General features: G+C 34.2%; 16 protein-coding genes. 8 read left to right on the top strand and 8 right to left on the bottom strand.

All coding sequences use genetic code 11. From position 1 onward, the window contains the following. Positions 1-6 precede the first annotated feature (6 nt). The 4 genes from DMB68_RS01190 to DMB68_RS01175 form a co-directional block, all read right to left on the bottom strand. On the bottom strand, positions 7-411 hold the full coding sequence (locus DMB68_RS01190) for a GNAT family N-acetyltransferase (RefSeq protein ID WP_110344858.1): 405 nt from the start codon (positions 409-411) through the stop codon (positions 7-9). Positions 412-481: 70 nt separating this feature from the next. After that, complete coding sequence (locus DMB68_RS01185) at positions 482-1,984, bottom strand: glycosyltransferase (protein ID WP_110344857.1); 1,503 nt, start codon at positions 1,982-1,984, stop codon at positions 482-484. A 266-nt stretch (positions 1,985-2,250) separates the two neighbouring features. Continuing rightward, positions 2,251-3,831, bottom strand: coding sequence for an NADP-dependent glyceraldehyde-3-phosphate dehydrogenase (locus tag DMB68_RS01180; protein ID WP_110344856.1), 1,581 nt, complete (start codon positions 3,829-3,831; stop codon positions 2,251-2,253). Positions 3,832-3,910: 79 nt separating this feature from the next. Beyond that, positions 3,911-4,222 carry a rhodanese-like domain-containing protein gene (locus DMB68_RS01175; RefSeq protein WP_110344855.1) on the bottom strand — a complete coding sequence of 104 codons (312 nt, stop codon included), beginning with the start codon at positions 4,220-4,222 and terminating at the stop codon, positions 3,911-3,913. Positions 4,223-4,582: 360 nt separating this feature from the next. Here DMB68_RS01175 and DMB68_RS01170 point away from each other — a divergent pair, with 360 nt between their 5' ends. The 3 genes from DMB68_RS01170 (at position 4,583) to DMB68_RS01160 (ending at position 6,942) form a co-directional block, all read left to right on the top strand. Next, positions 4,583-5,224, top strand: a complete 642-nt coding sequence (locus DMB68_RS01170) for a Crp/Fnr family transcriptional regulator (protein WP_110346309.1) — start codon at positions 4,583-4,585, stop codon at positions 5,222-5,224. 186 nt (positions 5,225-5,410) lie between these two features. Then, positions 5,411-6,196 carry a sulfite exporter TauE/SafE family protein gene (locus DMB68_RS01165; RefSeq protein WP_110344854.1) on the top strand — a complete coding sequence of 262 codons (786 nt, stop codon included), beginning with the start codon at positions 5,411-5,413 and terminating at the stop codon, positions 6,194-6,196. Between the two features lie 194 nt (positions 6,197-6,390). Continuing rightward, positions 6,391-6,942: a hypothetical protein gene (locus DMB68_RS01160; protein ID WP_110344853.1), complete on the top strand. Its 552-nt coding sequence runs from the start codon at positions 6,391-6,393 to the stop codon at positions 6,940-6,942. A gap of 245 nt (positions 6,943-7,187) precedes the next feature. Here the strand turns inward: DMB68_RS01160 and DMB68_RS01155 are convergent, their stop codons facing one another. From DMB68_RS01155 to DMB68_RS01145, 3 genes are all read right to left on the bottom strand, one after another. Continuing rightward, positions 7,188-7,574 (bottom strand): helix-turn-helix transcriptional regulator, encoded by a 387-nt coding sequence (locus DMB68_RS01155; RefSeq protein ID WP_110344852.1) that lies wholly within the window; start codon positions 7,572-7,574, stop codon positions 7,188-7,190. A 228-nt stretch (positions 7,575-7,802) separates the two neighbouring features. Continuing rightward, a complete protein-coding gene (locus DMB68_RS01150) occupies positions 7,803-8,207 on the bottom strand; it encodes a hypothetical protein (protein WP_110344851.1) in 405 nt (134 codons plus the stop codon). A gap of 429 nt (positions 8,208-8,636) precedes the next feature. Further along, on the bottom strand, positions 8,637-9,212 hold the full coding sequence (locus DMB68_RS01145) for a hypothetical protein (protein WP_110344850.1): 576 nt from the start codon (positions 9,210-9,212) through the stop codon (positions 8,637-8,639). A gap of 314 nt (positions 9,213-9,526) precedes the next feature. Between DMB68_RS01145 and DMB68_RS01140 the strand changes: the two genes are divergently transcribed. The 5 genes from DMB68_RS01140 (at position 9,527) to DMB68_RS01120 (ending at position 12,280) form a co-directional block, all read left to right on the top strand. After that, on the top strand, positions 9,527-9,910 hold the full coding sequence (locus DMB68_RS01140) for a hypothetical protein (protein WP_110344849.1): 384 nt from the start codon (positions 9,527-9,529) through the stop codon (positions 9,908-9,910). 50 nt (positions 9,911-9,960) lie between these two features. Beyond that, entirely contained in the window at positions 9,961-10,425 is a 465-nt protein-coding gene (locus DMB68_RS01135; RefSeq protein WP_196783668.1) for a DUF3052 domain-containing protein, read from the top strand. Between the two features lie 5 nt (positions 10,426-10,430). Then, positions 10,431-11,252, top strand: a complete 822-nt coding sequence (locus tag DMB68_RS01130; RefSeq protein WP_110344848.1) for a helix-turn-helix domain-containing protein — start codon at positions 10,431-10,433, stop codon at positions 11,250-11,252. A 72-nt stretch (positions 11,253-11,324) separates the two neighbouring features. Further along, positions 11,325-11,894 (top strand): NAD(P)H-dependent oxidoreductase, encoded by a 570-nt coding sequence (locus DMB68_RS01125; RefSeq protein WP_110344847.1) that lies wholly within the window; start codon positions 11,325-11,327, stop codon positions 11,892-11,894. Between the two features lie 32 nt (positions 11,895-11,926). Beyond that, a complete protein-coding gene (locus tag DMB68_RS01120) occupies positions 11,927-12,280 on the top strand; it encodes a DUF4260 domain-containing protein (protein ID WP_110344846.1) in 354 nt (117 codons plus the stop codon). Positions 12,281-12,450: 170 nt separating this feature from the next. On the opposite strand, the gene cydB is transcribed toward DMB68_RS01120, so the two are convergent. Continuing rightward, complete coding sequence (gene cydB, locus DMB68_RS01115; RefSeq protein ID WP_110344845.1) at positions 12,451-13,527, bottom strand: cytochrome d ubiquinol oxidase subunit II; 1,077 nt, start codon at positions 13,525-13,527, stop codon at positions 12,451-12,453. Positions 13,528-13,529: the final 2 nt, after the last annotated feature.

The following is a 13,529-nucleotide window of genomic DNA, read 5'->3' as shown; positions in this document are numbered from 1 at the left end:
CAGAAATCAAAAACAAATCTCCATAATTGTAAATTCCTGACCTGCTTTGCTAAACGTTTGAAAAGTATCTTTCATCCCGAGTTTTTCATAAAACGATTTTTTACCGGATCTGGCATTGCACCAAATTCTCTTTAAATTCTTTTTGCAGGCCAATTCAAAAATATGTTTTAAAAGTTCAGATGCGATTCCCTGACCCTGATATTCGGGTAAAGTTGCGAGTTTTCTAAACTGCATTTCATCATCTGAAATAAAACAGGATACAATTGAAATCAGTTTTTCATCTATAAAAACGCCAAAATGCAAGCCAAATTCATCTTCTTCCAACTGAACAAATTCCAAAGGCTGATCGGGCCACATTACTTCATGCCTGATTTTCCAAGTATCCGAAGCTTTGATTGATTTTATTATCATCATATAAAAAATAAAAACCGTCTTAATCCACAAAGGAAAAGACGGTTCTAAAATAATCTAATTTTTTATTTTATTTGGCTATCTGGCTATATTGTTCCAGAGTAACATATTCTTCTATTTTCTTTTCAGACAAACCACGTGTGAGCCATCCTTTTTTATGAGCTGTAACAATCGCATACGGAGTAATCCAAAACAGACTGAAGGTATAAAAAACACTATAGGAATACGCCCAAATTGATTCAGAAAAACCATGTTTTTTACCATAAAAGAACGCTGAAAAACTGGATATAATCAATATACTTAAAAGTGTTGAGCTAAAAAATAACAGCGGATGTGTTGCAATAAAGAAGAACATGAAAATTAAGAATGGAAAAGACATTATAATTTTCGCAGTCTGATCCAAATACAAAATTCTGGTTCCTAATTTTGATTCGGTTCTGAAGTTTTTGAAAACATATTTTGCCATCATTAGGTTTTCGCGAACATTGCTTCTTCCCCATCTGATAAACATTTTATATAATCCCGTATATTCTTCAGGAACATTGGTCAATACAACCGAATTTCTTTGAAATAATACCTTGTAACCCTGTTTCAAAATCATATTAGTCATGGCACGATCTTCACCAATATCCGAAGGTTCTCCCATAAAAGTCTGGTTGATCCATTCTTCAAGGCAGGCAAAAACCGAAGTATTGCGATATGCTGCCAGAGCTCCGGGAGTACACATTACAGATCCCAACACACTTTCTGCAGATCGTACAAATTCAAAACTCATTACAAAACTCACGTTCAACATTTTAGGAAGCATCGCTTTTTTATTGTTTAGCACATGAACATTTCCTGCAACAGCTCCGCATTTTTCATTGTTTACGAAAGGGCTTACGAGATTTCTTAAAGTATCCTTTTTCACAATCGAATCACTGTCTACTGTTACAAAAATTTCGCCTGTTCCCAGTTTGAATCCTCTGTAAAGTGCGTGACGTTTTCCTTTATTTTGTGGCTGCTGATAGATTGACAATCGATCTCCAAGTTTTATTTTAGCCTGTTGAATCCAATACCAGGTATCATCTTTGCTTCCGTCGTCAATAGCCAAAAGCTGCATTTTTTCCTGCGGATAATCACTGTCTGCCAAACTTAGTAAAGTATCCCAAACCAATTTGCCTTCATTATAAGCCGGAACTATAACTGTACAGGTAGGCAGTAAATCATCTGAAACAGATTCTATAGGCTTGTATTTGAAATAAAGAAATGACTTATACAGAAAAACTCCGGCTTTAAAAAGAAATAAAATAGTAGCCAGAATCAAAAATGGAAAACCTATCATAGATTCTATTCTTTCCAGTTGAAACTGCTCAAAATCTGACTGAAATTTATAAACTAAAAAAGCACCTGCAAATAGTACGGCAAAAGTACCTATGAGAACAAAAATCGGTAGTGAATTTGAAGTTTTATCTATGCTGATTTTTGAAGATTCCTGATTAATTTTAAAAATAGAACTTTGTAAAGTGTGTTCTTTTTTATTTGTTTTATCTGTTGAATAAAATTGTTTTGAAATAATTGTTTCGCTTTCCATATTATGCTTGTATTAATTTCCGATGGCGTTTATCTAAACGTTGTTCTATTTCATTTTACAAGCGCCATGCCAATAAGGTTTCATTCAGATAATGAACGAATTAGCATAATACAAGGGAGAAGTCAGTGTGTAAATTTTACCCATTCTTATCTATTTTACACAACTTTTACTGTGTACTATCCATTTTTAGGAAGAAAACAAAAATGCAAAAAACCGCCAAATTCACAAGAATAAGGCGGTTTTGAAATTAATATATAACCTGAAAATTATAAAATATAATCAGTATTGATGAAATTGGATTCTTTACTGTTTAATAATTCCTGAAGGATTTCATTGTTATAAGCAATGTCTTTTGAAGCCACAAACGTACGAATAGAGAACGAACGCAATGCATCCGGAATACTCAATGTACCTACTGCAGAATCTTTACGTCCTGTAAACGGGAACGCATCCGGACCTCTCTGGCAAGAACTGTTCAGGTTCACCCTGCAAACTAAGTTTACCAAAGCATCGATAAGCGGAGCCAGAGTTTTGATGTCTTTTCCGAACAAACTTACCTGCTGACCGTAATTTGATTCGGCCATATCGTCAAGCGGTTCGTTAATATCCTTGAAAGAAATAATCGGCACTACTGGTCCAAATTGCTCTTCGTGATACACTCTCATGTCTTTATTTACAGGATATAAAACGGCCGGAAAAATATAATTTTCAGAATGTTTCCCTCCTTTTTCATTTAATATTTTCGCTCCTTTACTTGTAGCATCGTCAATTAATCCCTGAATGTAAGCTGGTTTATCTTCTTCCGGAAGTGGAGTTAAAGAAACTCCTTTTTCCCATGGATTTCCAAATACCAAAGCATCTACTTTTTCAGAAAAACGTTTGTTAAATTCCTCAGCGATAGACTCATGAACATATAATACTTTTAAAGCTGTACAACGCTGACCATTAAAAGACAATGATCCTGTAATACACTCCTGGATAGCCAAATCTAAGTCAGCATCCGGTAAAATAATCGCTGGATTTTTAGCTTCCAGACCTAAAATCAAACGAAGTCTGTTTTTGTTTGGATGCTGATCTTGTAAAGCAATCGCAGACTTACTGTTTCCAATCAATGCCAAAACATCAATTTTTCCTGACTTCATAATTGGAGAAGCTACTTCACGACCTCTTCCGTATACAATATTGATAACCCCTTTTGGAAAACTGCTTCTGAAAGCTTCCAATAATGGAGAAATACATAAAACACCATATTTTGCCGGTTTAAAAATCACGGCATTACCCATAATTAATGCAGGAATCAATAATGAGAAAGTTTCGTTAAGCGGATAATTGTAAGGTCCAAGACATAATACAACTCCTAAAGGTCCACGACGAATCATTGCATTTACGCCCTGGACTTTAGAAAAGTGAGAACTGCGCCCATTTAATTCTTTGTAACTGTCAATAGTATCCTGAATATATTCTACCGTTCTGTCAAATTCTTTTTGCGAATCTCCAAGGTTTTTTCCAATTTCCCACATCAAAAGTTTCACCACATCTTCACGGGTTTCCTTCATTTGTCTCACGAAATTTTCCATACATTTAATACGGTCAATTACTTTCATGGTTGGCCATAATCCCTGACCTTTATTATAAGCAGCAGTCGCAGCTTCTACTACCTCAGCAGCTTCTTTTTCTGCCATAAACGGAATAGACCCTAATAATGTAGGCGTATATTTTTCTGTAGAAGAAATAGTTGAAAACACTGGGGTTGTCTGACCTGTCCATTTTTTTAATTCTCCGTCTACAAGATACGTATCCTGATTCAGAAGGTCTTTAATTTGATACTCTTCGGGTATAAAACTCATAATCTGGTAATTTTAGTTTTGGTTATTTAATATTTTTTAAAAGAAAAAAGAGGCATTTTTTTGCCTCTCTTAGTCTTTTTTATGGATTTACGGTTTCGCCTTCCCAATCCAGGATTCCACCAAGCAGATTATAGGCATTCTCAAAACCTAATTCATTCATAATCTGACATGCTTTTGCACTTCTCGCTCCTGAACGGCAATACACGTAATAATTTTTATTTTTATCCAGTTCTTCTATGTCATAAATAAAAGCCTGACCTTTATTGATGTCAATATTTACAGCATTTTCAATATAGCCGTCGTTAAATTCGTCTTCAGTTCTTACGTCAAGTATAACTGCATTTTCATCAGACTCTAATTGTGCAACCCAATCTTCTTGTGATAAATTCATAGTATTGTGTTTTTTGTAAAATTAAAAGTTTTTACTACATAAAATACGTTCAAAATACGTTTTCGATTATTATTCAGAGAAAACGTTTTAGAGAACGTAAAATTGTCAGCGTTTTACAAATTTACTCACTATTTTCAAAAAAACATACTGGAATGTTAATAGAAAATAGGATTTTTTCATTTTAGTAATTCTGTTCTTAAAAATAGTTTTCTGACATTTTTATACCATTTCAATCTCTTATCTTTACAAAAAATTATATTTTTTTAACCTTTTGATAAAATTAAGAGGCAAAATTAATGTATGTCAGAGTCGGAGAACCTTTTAAGATTCCATCCTCCTGATGTGTTAAAATCATTCTCAATGCAAAATTCATTAAAAAACATATTCCCTAATTTCTCCGGCGAACTTATTGCGACTATTGAAGAAAACGGAAGCCTGCAGGATTTTAAAGCCGGAACTATCCTGATGCGAACCGGACAATACATTAAAAACACGGTTTTGATTACCAAAGGAAAAATAAAAATTTATCGTGAAGGCGAAGACGGGGGGGAGTTTTTAATGTATTATTTACAGCCGGGACAAGCCTGTGCTATTTCGATGATCTGTACTGCAAAAAGCGAAAAAAGCAAAATTATGGCTAAAGTGGTAGAAGATGTTACGGTTATGATGATTCCGCTGCAAATGATGGACAAATGGATGATGGAACACAGATCCTGGTACGAATTTGTCATTGAAACCTACCGAAGTCGTTTTGAAGAAGTTCTTGAAGTGGTAGATAATATCGCATTCCGCTCTATGGATGAGCGTTTGGAGTTTTATCTGAAAAGACATTCTGATGCCTGTGGCTGTTCTGAAGTCAAATTATCACATCAGGAAATTGCATCCGAATTAAACACCTCCAGAGAAGTGGTTTCGAGATTACTCAAAAAAATGGAACAGCGCGGCCTGGTCAAACTAAACCGAAATCAAATCGAGCTATTAAACACTAATTTCACAAATTAGCACGAATTATATTTTGTCACATTGAGCGAAGTCGAAATGCTTTATAGATTTTCGACTCCGCTCGAATTGACATACGCTAGTACTAGCGCCAAAATTCTTTTAATCTGTAGCCAAAAATCACCTTATGTGATAAATGTTACTGTAGTTTTCTAATTTACAAACCACCTTTGCAGCAAAACAATTGCAATGGAATATATAGGTTATTTTGCATCTATCATTATCGGAATCTCACTGGGCTTAATTGGCGGTGGCGGTTCTATACTGACTATTCCAATTTTAGTATATCTCTTCAAAGTAAATCCCGATCAGGCAACTTCGTATTCCTTGTTTATTGTTGGGCTAACAGCATTGTCCGGAAGTTACAGCCATTACAAAATGGGGAATCTGAAGCTCAAATCGGCATTGTATTTTGCGATTCCGTCTGTAATATCCATTTTAATTATCCGCGAAGTTATTTTTCAAAAAATTGCGGCTACCCTTTTTTCTGTAGCTTCTTATACCGTTTCAAAAGACTTTCTGATCATGACTGTCTTTTCACTGTTGATGATTACAGCAGCTATTTCGATGATTCGAAAAGAACAGCCACAAATAAAAAGTACCGAAACCAATTATCTTCAATTAGCTTTTATAGGTTTCATAGTCGGAATCATAACCGGATTTCTGGGTGCCGGAGGCGGATTTTTAATTATTCCTGCTCTATTATTTTTCGCCAAATTGCCCATGAAACAAGCCGTCGGAACCTCATTATTGATCATTACTATCAATTCTTCAATAGGCTTTGCAGGCGATTTATACATCGGAACACCTATAAATTATCCTTTTTTATTCAGTATTACAGCAATGGCACTTTTAGGAATGCTGATTGGAAGCCAGCTTTCCAAAAGGATAGACGGAACAAAGTTAAAACCTCTTTTTGGCTGGTTTGTCCTCGCAATGGGACTTTATATTATTACGAAAGAAGTTTTGTTTTAAGGCTTTCACGCACATTAAATATTTTGAATTTAGTTTCACTTGTAGAGTAGTCTTTGTCAAAGTGCTGAATTTTGACAAAGATGAAACTACACTAAAAATTAGCCTAAATTTCAAACAAAGCTGCTTCGAATCTTTCATTTTATCCAATTACTTTTGGCACTAAGTTTGTGTTTCTTGGTGAAACAATCTGACAAATGAACAAAATTACTCTCATTTTACTCTTTTTATACTTCTCTAACTTTACTTACAGCCAGAATATCATTTACAGAACAAATTCTTTAAATCATACTGTAATCCAGACTGATGACAAAATGGAAGTAAATTACAAAACCGACTTATTTGGCAACACTATTATTGAAGATGCTTATGGAAGAACACTCGTAATTTTAAAGAAAGATATCTTTGGTAATATTATCATTACAGACCCATTCGAAAAAATTATAGCCAAACAGGTTAAAGATATTTTCAAAAATGTTATGATTGAAAATGGAAAAGGAGAAATCATAGCGAAAGAAGTAAAAGATATATTTGGTGATATTAAAATTGTAGACAAACACGACCGGATACTGGCAAAACAAAAAAAAGATTTTCATGGAAACACTATAGTTGTCGATAACAATGACCAAATTTTGTCTACAAACAAAGATGCTCTTTTTGGCCCTATACTAATAGAGAGACCATACGAAAGATCAATTATTATTGAAAATTGGGGAATCTATGGCGATTTGAAAGTTTTTTTCGATTAAGAATTTATTTTTTTTTGGAGTTCTCTTCGACCAGACTATCCGATCGTATCTTTTCTTGCTAAAGAAACACAAGAAAAATGGCGCTGGTTCAAACGAAGTTCACTGAACTCCGATGAAAAACTAAAAGCATTTTGAAGTAATCCCTAACGCACACTATATATAATTGTATTTATCCGTTTCTAAAAAAGCTTTAGCCCAAAAGTGAATTTTGGGCCAAAACAGAACGCAATTCAATTGGAGTTACTTCAAATTTCCCCAAATTTTTGTTTATAACGTCCAAGCTCAATTTCTGTCCTGTTTAAAAGCTTTTCTAATAGCTGGATTTTGTCTTCATAAAGTTCTTTGATCGTAGAAGTATTTTCTGTGTTAATCAAAATACTCCCATTATTATTTCCGCTGATTTTATTAAAACTATTAAAGTACCTGTCGTAATCAAAACTGATGATATCTTCAACACTTACATCAAGAATTTTTCCTATTTCGACCAGTTTTTCGTAACTCAAAGAAGTTTTTCCTTTTTCAATTTTACTATAACCGGCCTGAGTTACACCTAATTTTTCTGCCATATATTCCTGAGTGTAATTTTTTAACTCTCTAATGTTTTTGATTTTGTTTTTAATTGTTGTGGCCATAATTTTTAATTTGGGGTCAGGTATAGCTAAAACAGCCCGCTATTAAACTTTTTAACAGCATAACTAAACCTTATTTAGGGTATTCTAAAACTGCATTATTGTAGGAATGATAAATGCAGTTTTTCATTATTTTTTTTTGATAGTAATAAAACAACCATATATCAAAGCTGCCGTTATGAAAATGAAATCATAATAGGAAATTCCAAGTAAATACATCTTTGATTTTTTTTAAGCAGTCTTTTTTATACTTCTTTCAAACTGATGATCCAGAAAATGATCTATCTGTTCGCCGATCAGTGGTCGGTCCTTTGCTGCAATTTTAATCTTTATTTCTTTTCTGTAAATATCTTTTACAAATACGAAATACACAAATTCTGAAGCGTTATCAAATCTTAAGATTATGATAAAAGTGTAACATAAAAGTGTCGGAATAATATAGTATAAGTCGATCAGGTCTGAAAAAATCATACAATAATAAGCTACCACGGTTACGGCAATAAAAGCACCGTTTTCAAGAAAATATTTTTTCTTTTTTTTGAGCAGTCCGAGTTCTTTAATTTCATTAAAATGATACTGCCAGTTTTTAGATTTGTAGTGAAATTTAATCGTGTCTGTAAAAATAGTTATGAACATAATAATTAGAAAATAAAGGTTTACGCAAAAATCTTCTTTCAGGATTCTTCAGGAAAATTTTTTAGATACGCAATATTAAGCATTAACTTCTTTTTTTTCTTACAACTTAAATTATAGAATATAACGAATAGTTGTAATTAAATCCTTAGAAAAATACTACGCAAAATGCCTTTACTTTTTTATTTTATTTACTAAAGAGAATATTCTTTTGGGCGTTACCTACCCGATAGCTATCGGGAAGCTATCCGCTAAATTCCCGATCAACAAAAACTACGGCTGAAAAAGCCTTGTTTTTCTAAATCGGGAGATACCGCTACAAACGAAGTTCACTGAACTCCGATGAAAAATAAAATCATTGTGAAGTAATCCCTAACGCAAACTTAGGTAAAATGACGTTTTTGTTTTTTTTTATTTTAATTATAGTAAATATCAATTTTCAATTACAACAGATTTTATTTCCAGCAATGCTCCTGAGACCGGATTATAATTGACAAAATTGAATTTGCAAAGATTGTGGATATCCAAAAGTTTTCCATTTGGCAATCCGTCCTGCCTGAAATGGGTCCATGGAATTTTTATGGTTTTGAATGTATTGGGAGATGCCGGCAAATCAGCTCTTGGGTGAGATCCACCATGCACACAGTCTGTTCCTGCTTCGTTTCCTTCACGTGCCTGCAATTTAATCAGCTGGGTCGATTTATAGGTAATCTTTACAAAACGTGAATTATCTGGTAAGTTAGTCGGAACTCCATCATTCGACGCTGACGATGTAATCAGGACATTCAGTTCAATTTCGCCTACAGGATTGTCTTTAGCGGTTACCCGAACAATACCTTCCTTTTGTCGGACAGCATTAATTGTTTCATAATTTTCATTTACAGGCCCTGCAATATGCCAAATGTTTGACTGAACAAGATCTGTATCTGACTTTAAAATTGTTGCAGGAACAATAAAACCTGAAACTATAAAAAGACTAGATATTAATAAAACTGATTGCCGAATCATAAGAAGCTCTTTTGTTCTTTACTATTAAAACCAAATTTACTTTTTTATAAGGTAATATTAGACTTTAAAATATAGTTTTAAGTAAACCTGTACCACCAACCTACACCAACAAATAAAACTTTCAATTTGAAGTGGATCAGGAATTTAAATCTGCTTTGGGATTTTAAAATTAAACTTTTATTTCAAACGCAGAGACCCCATAATAACAGATCAAAAAAATAAATTGGTTATATTCGTGTAAGAAAAAATCGTTCTTACAAATACTTTCGAATGCATTTAACTTACAATGCAGAATAATCTAAATCAACAATTACATGAAAACTATAGTATTTATATGCGGCTTTTATAACATTGCATTTGCACTTTTCCACATTGGCTTTTGGAAAATATTTCATTGGAATACTGATTTAAAAAAATTAAGTTTTGCAAATAAGGCGATTATGCAAATCCTAAACATTCAAATCATTTATTATTTTATTTTTACAGCTGTAGTTTGTTTTGTTTTTCCAACGGAACTTGCAAACACTAAATTTGGAAATTATTTCTTGGCAGGAACTTCTCTATTTTGGTTAATCCGTACCATTCAGCAATTTATTTTCCTGAGAGCCAACCACTACAAAATACATCTTTTGACTTTCATTTTTTTAATAGGAGCGATTATATTTTCTCTTCCCTTACTTTTAGAAAAAGTAAAATAGTATCAAATCCGGAAAATCGAAAAACTCATAAACTTAAAAAATGAAACAAAATGGAAAGAACAGTAGCCGAAAAAATGGGCATCAAAGAAAATAACAAAGCAATTTTATTCAATTCAGATGAGGAAGCTATCAAAAACATTAAGCTTCCTGCTCTGGATATTTCCGACAAATTAGACAGTGAGTTCGATTACATTCATCTCTTTGTAAAAAAGCAATCAGAATTTACAAAACTCTTTCCAAAACTAAAAGAGCACTTAAAACCCACCGGGATGCTTTGGGTTTCCTGGCCAAAAGGCAAAAAACTGGAAACAGACCTCAACATCAAAACCGTAATCAAACTGGGCTATGATTTTGGATTGGTAGAAAGCACTTGTCTTAGCGTTAACGAAATCTGGTCAGGATTAAAGTTCACTCATCCTAAAAAAGGAAAAACGTACCATAACACCTACGGCAAGTTAAAAGACAAACCCGATAGTCCGGAACTTGATAAATCATTTATAAAGCGTAAAAGTTAAAAGAAATGACAAAAGAAAATCCTGAATACAACAACTTCAGAATACCGATACCATCCCGATTTGAAGAAGTATTTACTCATTTTTATTTTGCAGAAAATAAATCAGAAAAACTCATTTCCAAAACCTTATTGCCTTCTTATCAAACTATATTAATTTTTAATTTCGGAGCAAAACCCTATTTACTTTCCAAACAAAACACAAAAATAGAAGTAGATAAATACCTCATAATTGGCCCAATAAAACAGGCTTTTGATTACGTTTTACCTCCTGATACCGAAATGTTAACCGTCAATTTTAAAGATGATGCTTTTTCACGTTTTTTTGGCAATGCTGCTATTTCAGAACATTTGCCCATCAGTCCTGACGATTTAGTAAACGACGATTGTTTTGGGATGCTGTGCCATGAACTTAGCCAAATACAAAATATTGACAGAAGAGTTAACCGTATTCTTGAATTTAGTGAATCTTACCTGGCAAACAGAAATAAAATTGCCGAACAGCTGTCCAATTTCAGGGAACAATCTTTAAATTCTATAAAGTCTGTTGCGAGTCAAAACAGCCAGACCGAACGTAATATGCAGCTTCAGCATAAAAAATACTTTGGTTATTCTGCAAAAGAGTACAACCGGTACGAAAGATTTTTAAAAACTATCGAACTCATACAAAACCTGGCTAGCTCAACTTCAAAAATAGATTGGTTCGAAATTGTAACCGAATGTGGCTATTATGACCAAAGTCAACTCATAAAAGACTTTAAACATTACATCAATCTTACTCCTACCCAATACCTAAAATTCCAGCAGGATATCTGCAATCCGATATCCTGATTTCGTTTTCTTACAATTTTAGCCCATAAGCACATCCTACATTTGTTTCATCAAATTATAAAATATAAAACGATGAAACATCTTATTATTTATTCCCATCCCAATCCAAACAGTTTAAACAGCTACTTAAAAAACACTACGGCAGCACATCTTCAGGAAAACAATCACGAAGTCGTAATTCGGGATTTATACGCACTGAATTTCAACCCTGTTCTTTCATTAGAGGATCTGGCAGGACAACGAAGCGGATTGGTATCCGAAGATGTAAAACGAGAACAAGACTTCATTACCTGGGCAGACTGCATCACCTTCATTCACCCAATTTGGTGGACAGGATTACCTGCTATTCTAAAAGGTTATATCGACCGCGTTTTCAGTTATGGATTTGCTTACCGTTACGATCAGGGCATTCAGAAAGGACTACTGGCTGGCAAAAAGGCTGTCATTATCAATACCCACGGAAAATCAAAAGCAGAATATGAAGCAATCGGAATGGATAAGGCCTTGCTGCTGACATCAGACAAAGGAATTTACACTTACTCAGGACTGGAGGTTGCAGAACATCTCTTTTTCGACAAGGCAGACAGCCCCGTTTCAGAACATCTGGAAAACTGGACCAACCAAATCAAAAACGCTTATTAATCCCTATTTATAAACTTTTAAAAATCAATATTATGGAAATTTTAATTCAAATTGAAGAACTAATTATGTTTCTCGGATGCATCTATTTATTTTCACGTCTAAACTTAAAATGGTGGTGGTTTCCTGCTCTTTTGCTCGTGCCCGATTTGGCCATGATAGGCTATGCTTTTAATTCGACAGCAGGTGCAATTACTTACAACCTCATTCATTTTAAAGGAACTGCTGTAATCATTGGACTGTATGGACTGGCAAAAGAAAATCGAAAACTGATACTCATCGGGATAATTTTGATGGCCCATTCAACAATGGACAGAGCCATCGGTACAGGTCTGAAATACTTTGACGGGTTCTGGCATACCAGTTTGAGTACACAATCTCTTTGGTAGTGAGAGGTGCGGATTGCAATAACAGTTTGGCAGTAGGAATCGCGTAATTCATTAACGAATTGAGTAGTAACAAAAATATTTACATTTAGTCACTATCAATTTGATAAATAAAAAAGGTGTTTTGGGCATTTCCTACGGCCGGGCTATCCGTCTAATAAATTAAAAAAAAATCAATGCTCCCCATACCCAATATCATCCATCTTCCCGCTAAAAACACGATACTGAATAATAAAATAAACAATCACCAAAAACAAAGCAATAAAAAACCAGCTCAAACCTGCATTTAAACCATATTCGCCTGCTGCAGTATTATAAATCGTCAATGACGGATTTACATTATTAGTTGAAGGCAAAACATTCGGAAAAATCGAAACCGCTGTTGAGGCAAATCCTCCCACTAAAAACAAAGTCGAGAACAGAAATCCGTAACCGTCTTTTTTAAACGAGCGTACTTTAAACAATCCTAAAATCCCAACAAATGTCAATAGAGGAAAAAACCACAAAATCGGGTTTTCTACAAAATTATGAAATGGTTTAGGCTCAATAAAATGCCATACCTGCAGCGAAATAAAAACCAAAACCAACAAAACGATATTTAGTTTAAAAACCACATTTTTAAGCTGTGTATTCAGCGCTGAATTGGTTTTGTAAATAATCCAGTTGGCTCCGTGTATCGTCAGTGCCACTACACTTACAACTCCAAGGAAAAGCGTAAACCAATCGATAATTCCTAATTCATTCGCTTGCGGGCTAAAAGTCGGATTCCATAAAGGCAGAAAGAAATAATGTGCTTCCTGAGTTGAAACGCCATTTTGAACCATTCCGAGATTAACACCGCGAACGATATTTCCAAGTGCCATTCCGAAAAACAGCGCTAAAAGCAAACTCGCAATTCCGAAAGCTTTGTCCCAAATCGCTTCCCACATATGATTGTGTACCTGTCCGCGCATTTCAAGTCCAATCGCACGGAAAATCAACAGCCATAAAATCATAATCAAAGGCAGATAAAATCCGCTGAATGATGAGGCGTACAAAGTTGGAAAAGCGAAAAACAAAACACCTCCCGCTGCAATCAGCCAAACCTCATTGGCATCCCAAAAAGGTCCAATAGCGCTTGTAATTGCTTTTTTATCTTTTTCTTCTTTCGCAAAAAACAAATGAATAATTCCTGCTCCAAAATCGTAACCGTCCAATACCAGATAGACAGCCAGGATTCCCATTAAAACTACGTACCAAAAAAATTCCATAC

The sequence above is a fragment of the Flavobacterium hydrophilum genome, from assembly GCF_003202405.1.
Classification (GTDB): domain Bacteria; phylum Bacteroidota; class Bacteroidia; order Flavobacteriales; family Flavobacteriaceae; genus Flavobacterium; species Flavobacterium hydrophilum.
The sequence above is the reverse complement of the archived record's forward strand: the minus strand, read 5'-3'. Positions and strand labels throughout refer to the sequence as shown.

Bases quoted from the DNA above. Each gene is read 5' to 3' on its own strand.
- DMB68_RS01145 (WP_110344850.1), bottom strand. From the start codon at position 9,212: ATGATTCGGCAATCAGTTTTATTAATATCTAGTCTTTTTATAGTTTCA.
- DMB68_RS01165 (WP_110344854.1), top strand. From the start codon at position 5,411: ATGGAATATATAGGTTATTTTGCATCTATCATTATCGGAATCTCACTG.
- DMB68_RS01140 (WP_110344849.1), top strand. From the start codon at position 9,527: ATGAAAACTATAGTATTTATATGCGGCTTTTATAACATTGCATTTGCA.
- DMB68_RS01190 (WP_110344858.1), bottom strand. From the start codon at position 411: ATGATAATAAAATCAATCAAAGCTTCGGATACTTGGAAAATCAGGCAT.
- DMB68_RS01155 (WP_110344852.1), bottom strand. From the start codon at position 7,574: ATGGCCACAACAATTAAAAACAAAATCAAAAACATTAGAGAGTTAAAA.
- DMB68_RS01185 (WP_110344857.1), bottom strand. From the start codon at position 1,984: ATGGAAAGCGAAACAATTATTTCAAAACAATTTTATTCAACAGATAAA.
- DMB68_RS01125 (WP_110344847.1), top strand. From the start codon at position 11,325: ATGAAACATCTTATTATTTATTCCCATCCCAATCCAAACAGTTTAAAC.
- DMB68_RS01135 (WP_196783668.1), top strand. From the start codon at position 9,961: ATGGAAAGAACAGTAGCCGAAAAAATGGGCATCAAAGAAAATAACAAA.
- DMB68_RS01150 (WP_110344851.1), bottom strand. From the start codon at position 8,207: ATGTTCATAACTATTTTTACAGACACGATTAAATTTCACTACAAATCT.
- DMB68_RS01175 (WP_110344855.1), bottom strand. From the start codon at position 4,222: ATGAATTTATCACAAGAAGATTGGGTTGCACAATTAGAGTCTGATGAA.
- DMB68_RS01120 (WP_110344846.1), top strand. From the start codon at position 11,927: ATGGAAATTTTAATTCAAATTGAAGAACTAATTATGTTTCTCGGATGC.
- cydB (WP_110344845.1), bottom strand. From the start codon at position 13,527: ATGGAATTTTTTTGGTACGTAGTTTTAATGGGAATCCTGGCTGTCTAT.
- DMB68_RS01180 (WP_110344856.1), bottom strand. From the start codon at position 3,831: ATGAGTTTTATACCCGAAGAGTATCAAATTAAAGACCTTCTGAATCAG.
- DMB68_RS01160 (WP_110344853.1), top strand. From the start codon at position 6,391: ATGAACAAAATTACTCTCATTTTACTCTTTTTATACTTCTCTAACTTT.
- DMB68_RS01170 (WP_110346309.1), top strand. From the start codon at position 4,583: ATGCAAAATTCATTAAAAAACATATTCCCTAATTTCTCCGGCGAACTT.
- DMB68_RS01130 (WP_110344848.1), top strand. From the start codon at position 10,431: ATGACAAAAGAAAATCCTGAATACAACAACTTCAGAATACCGATACCA.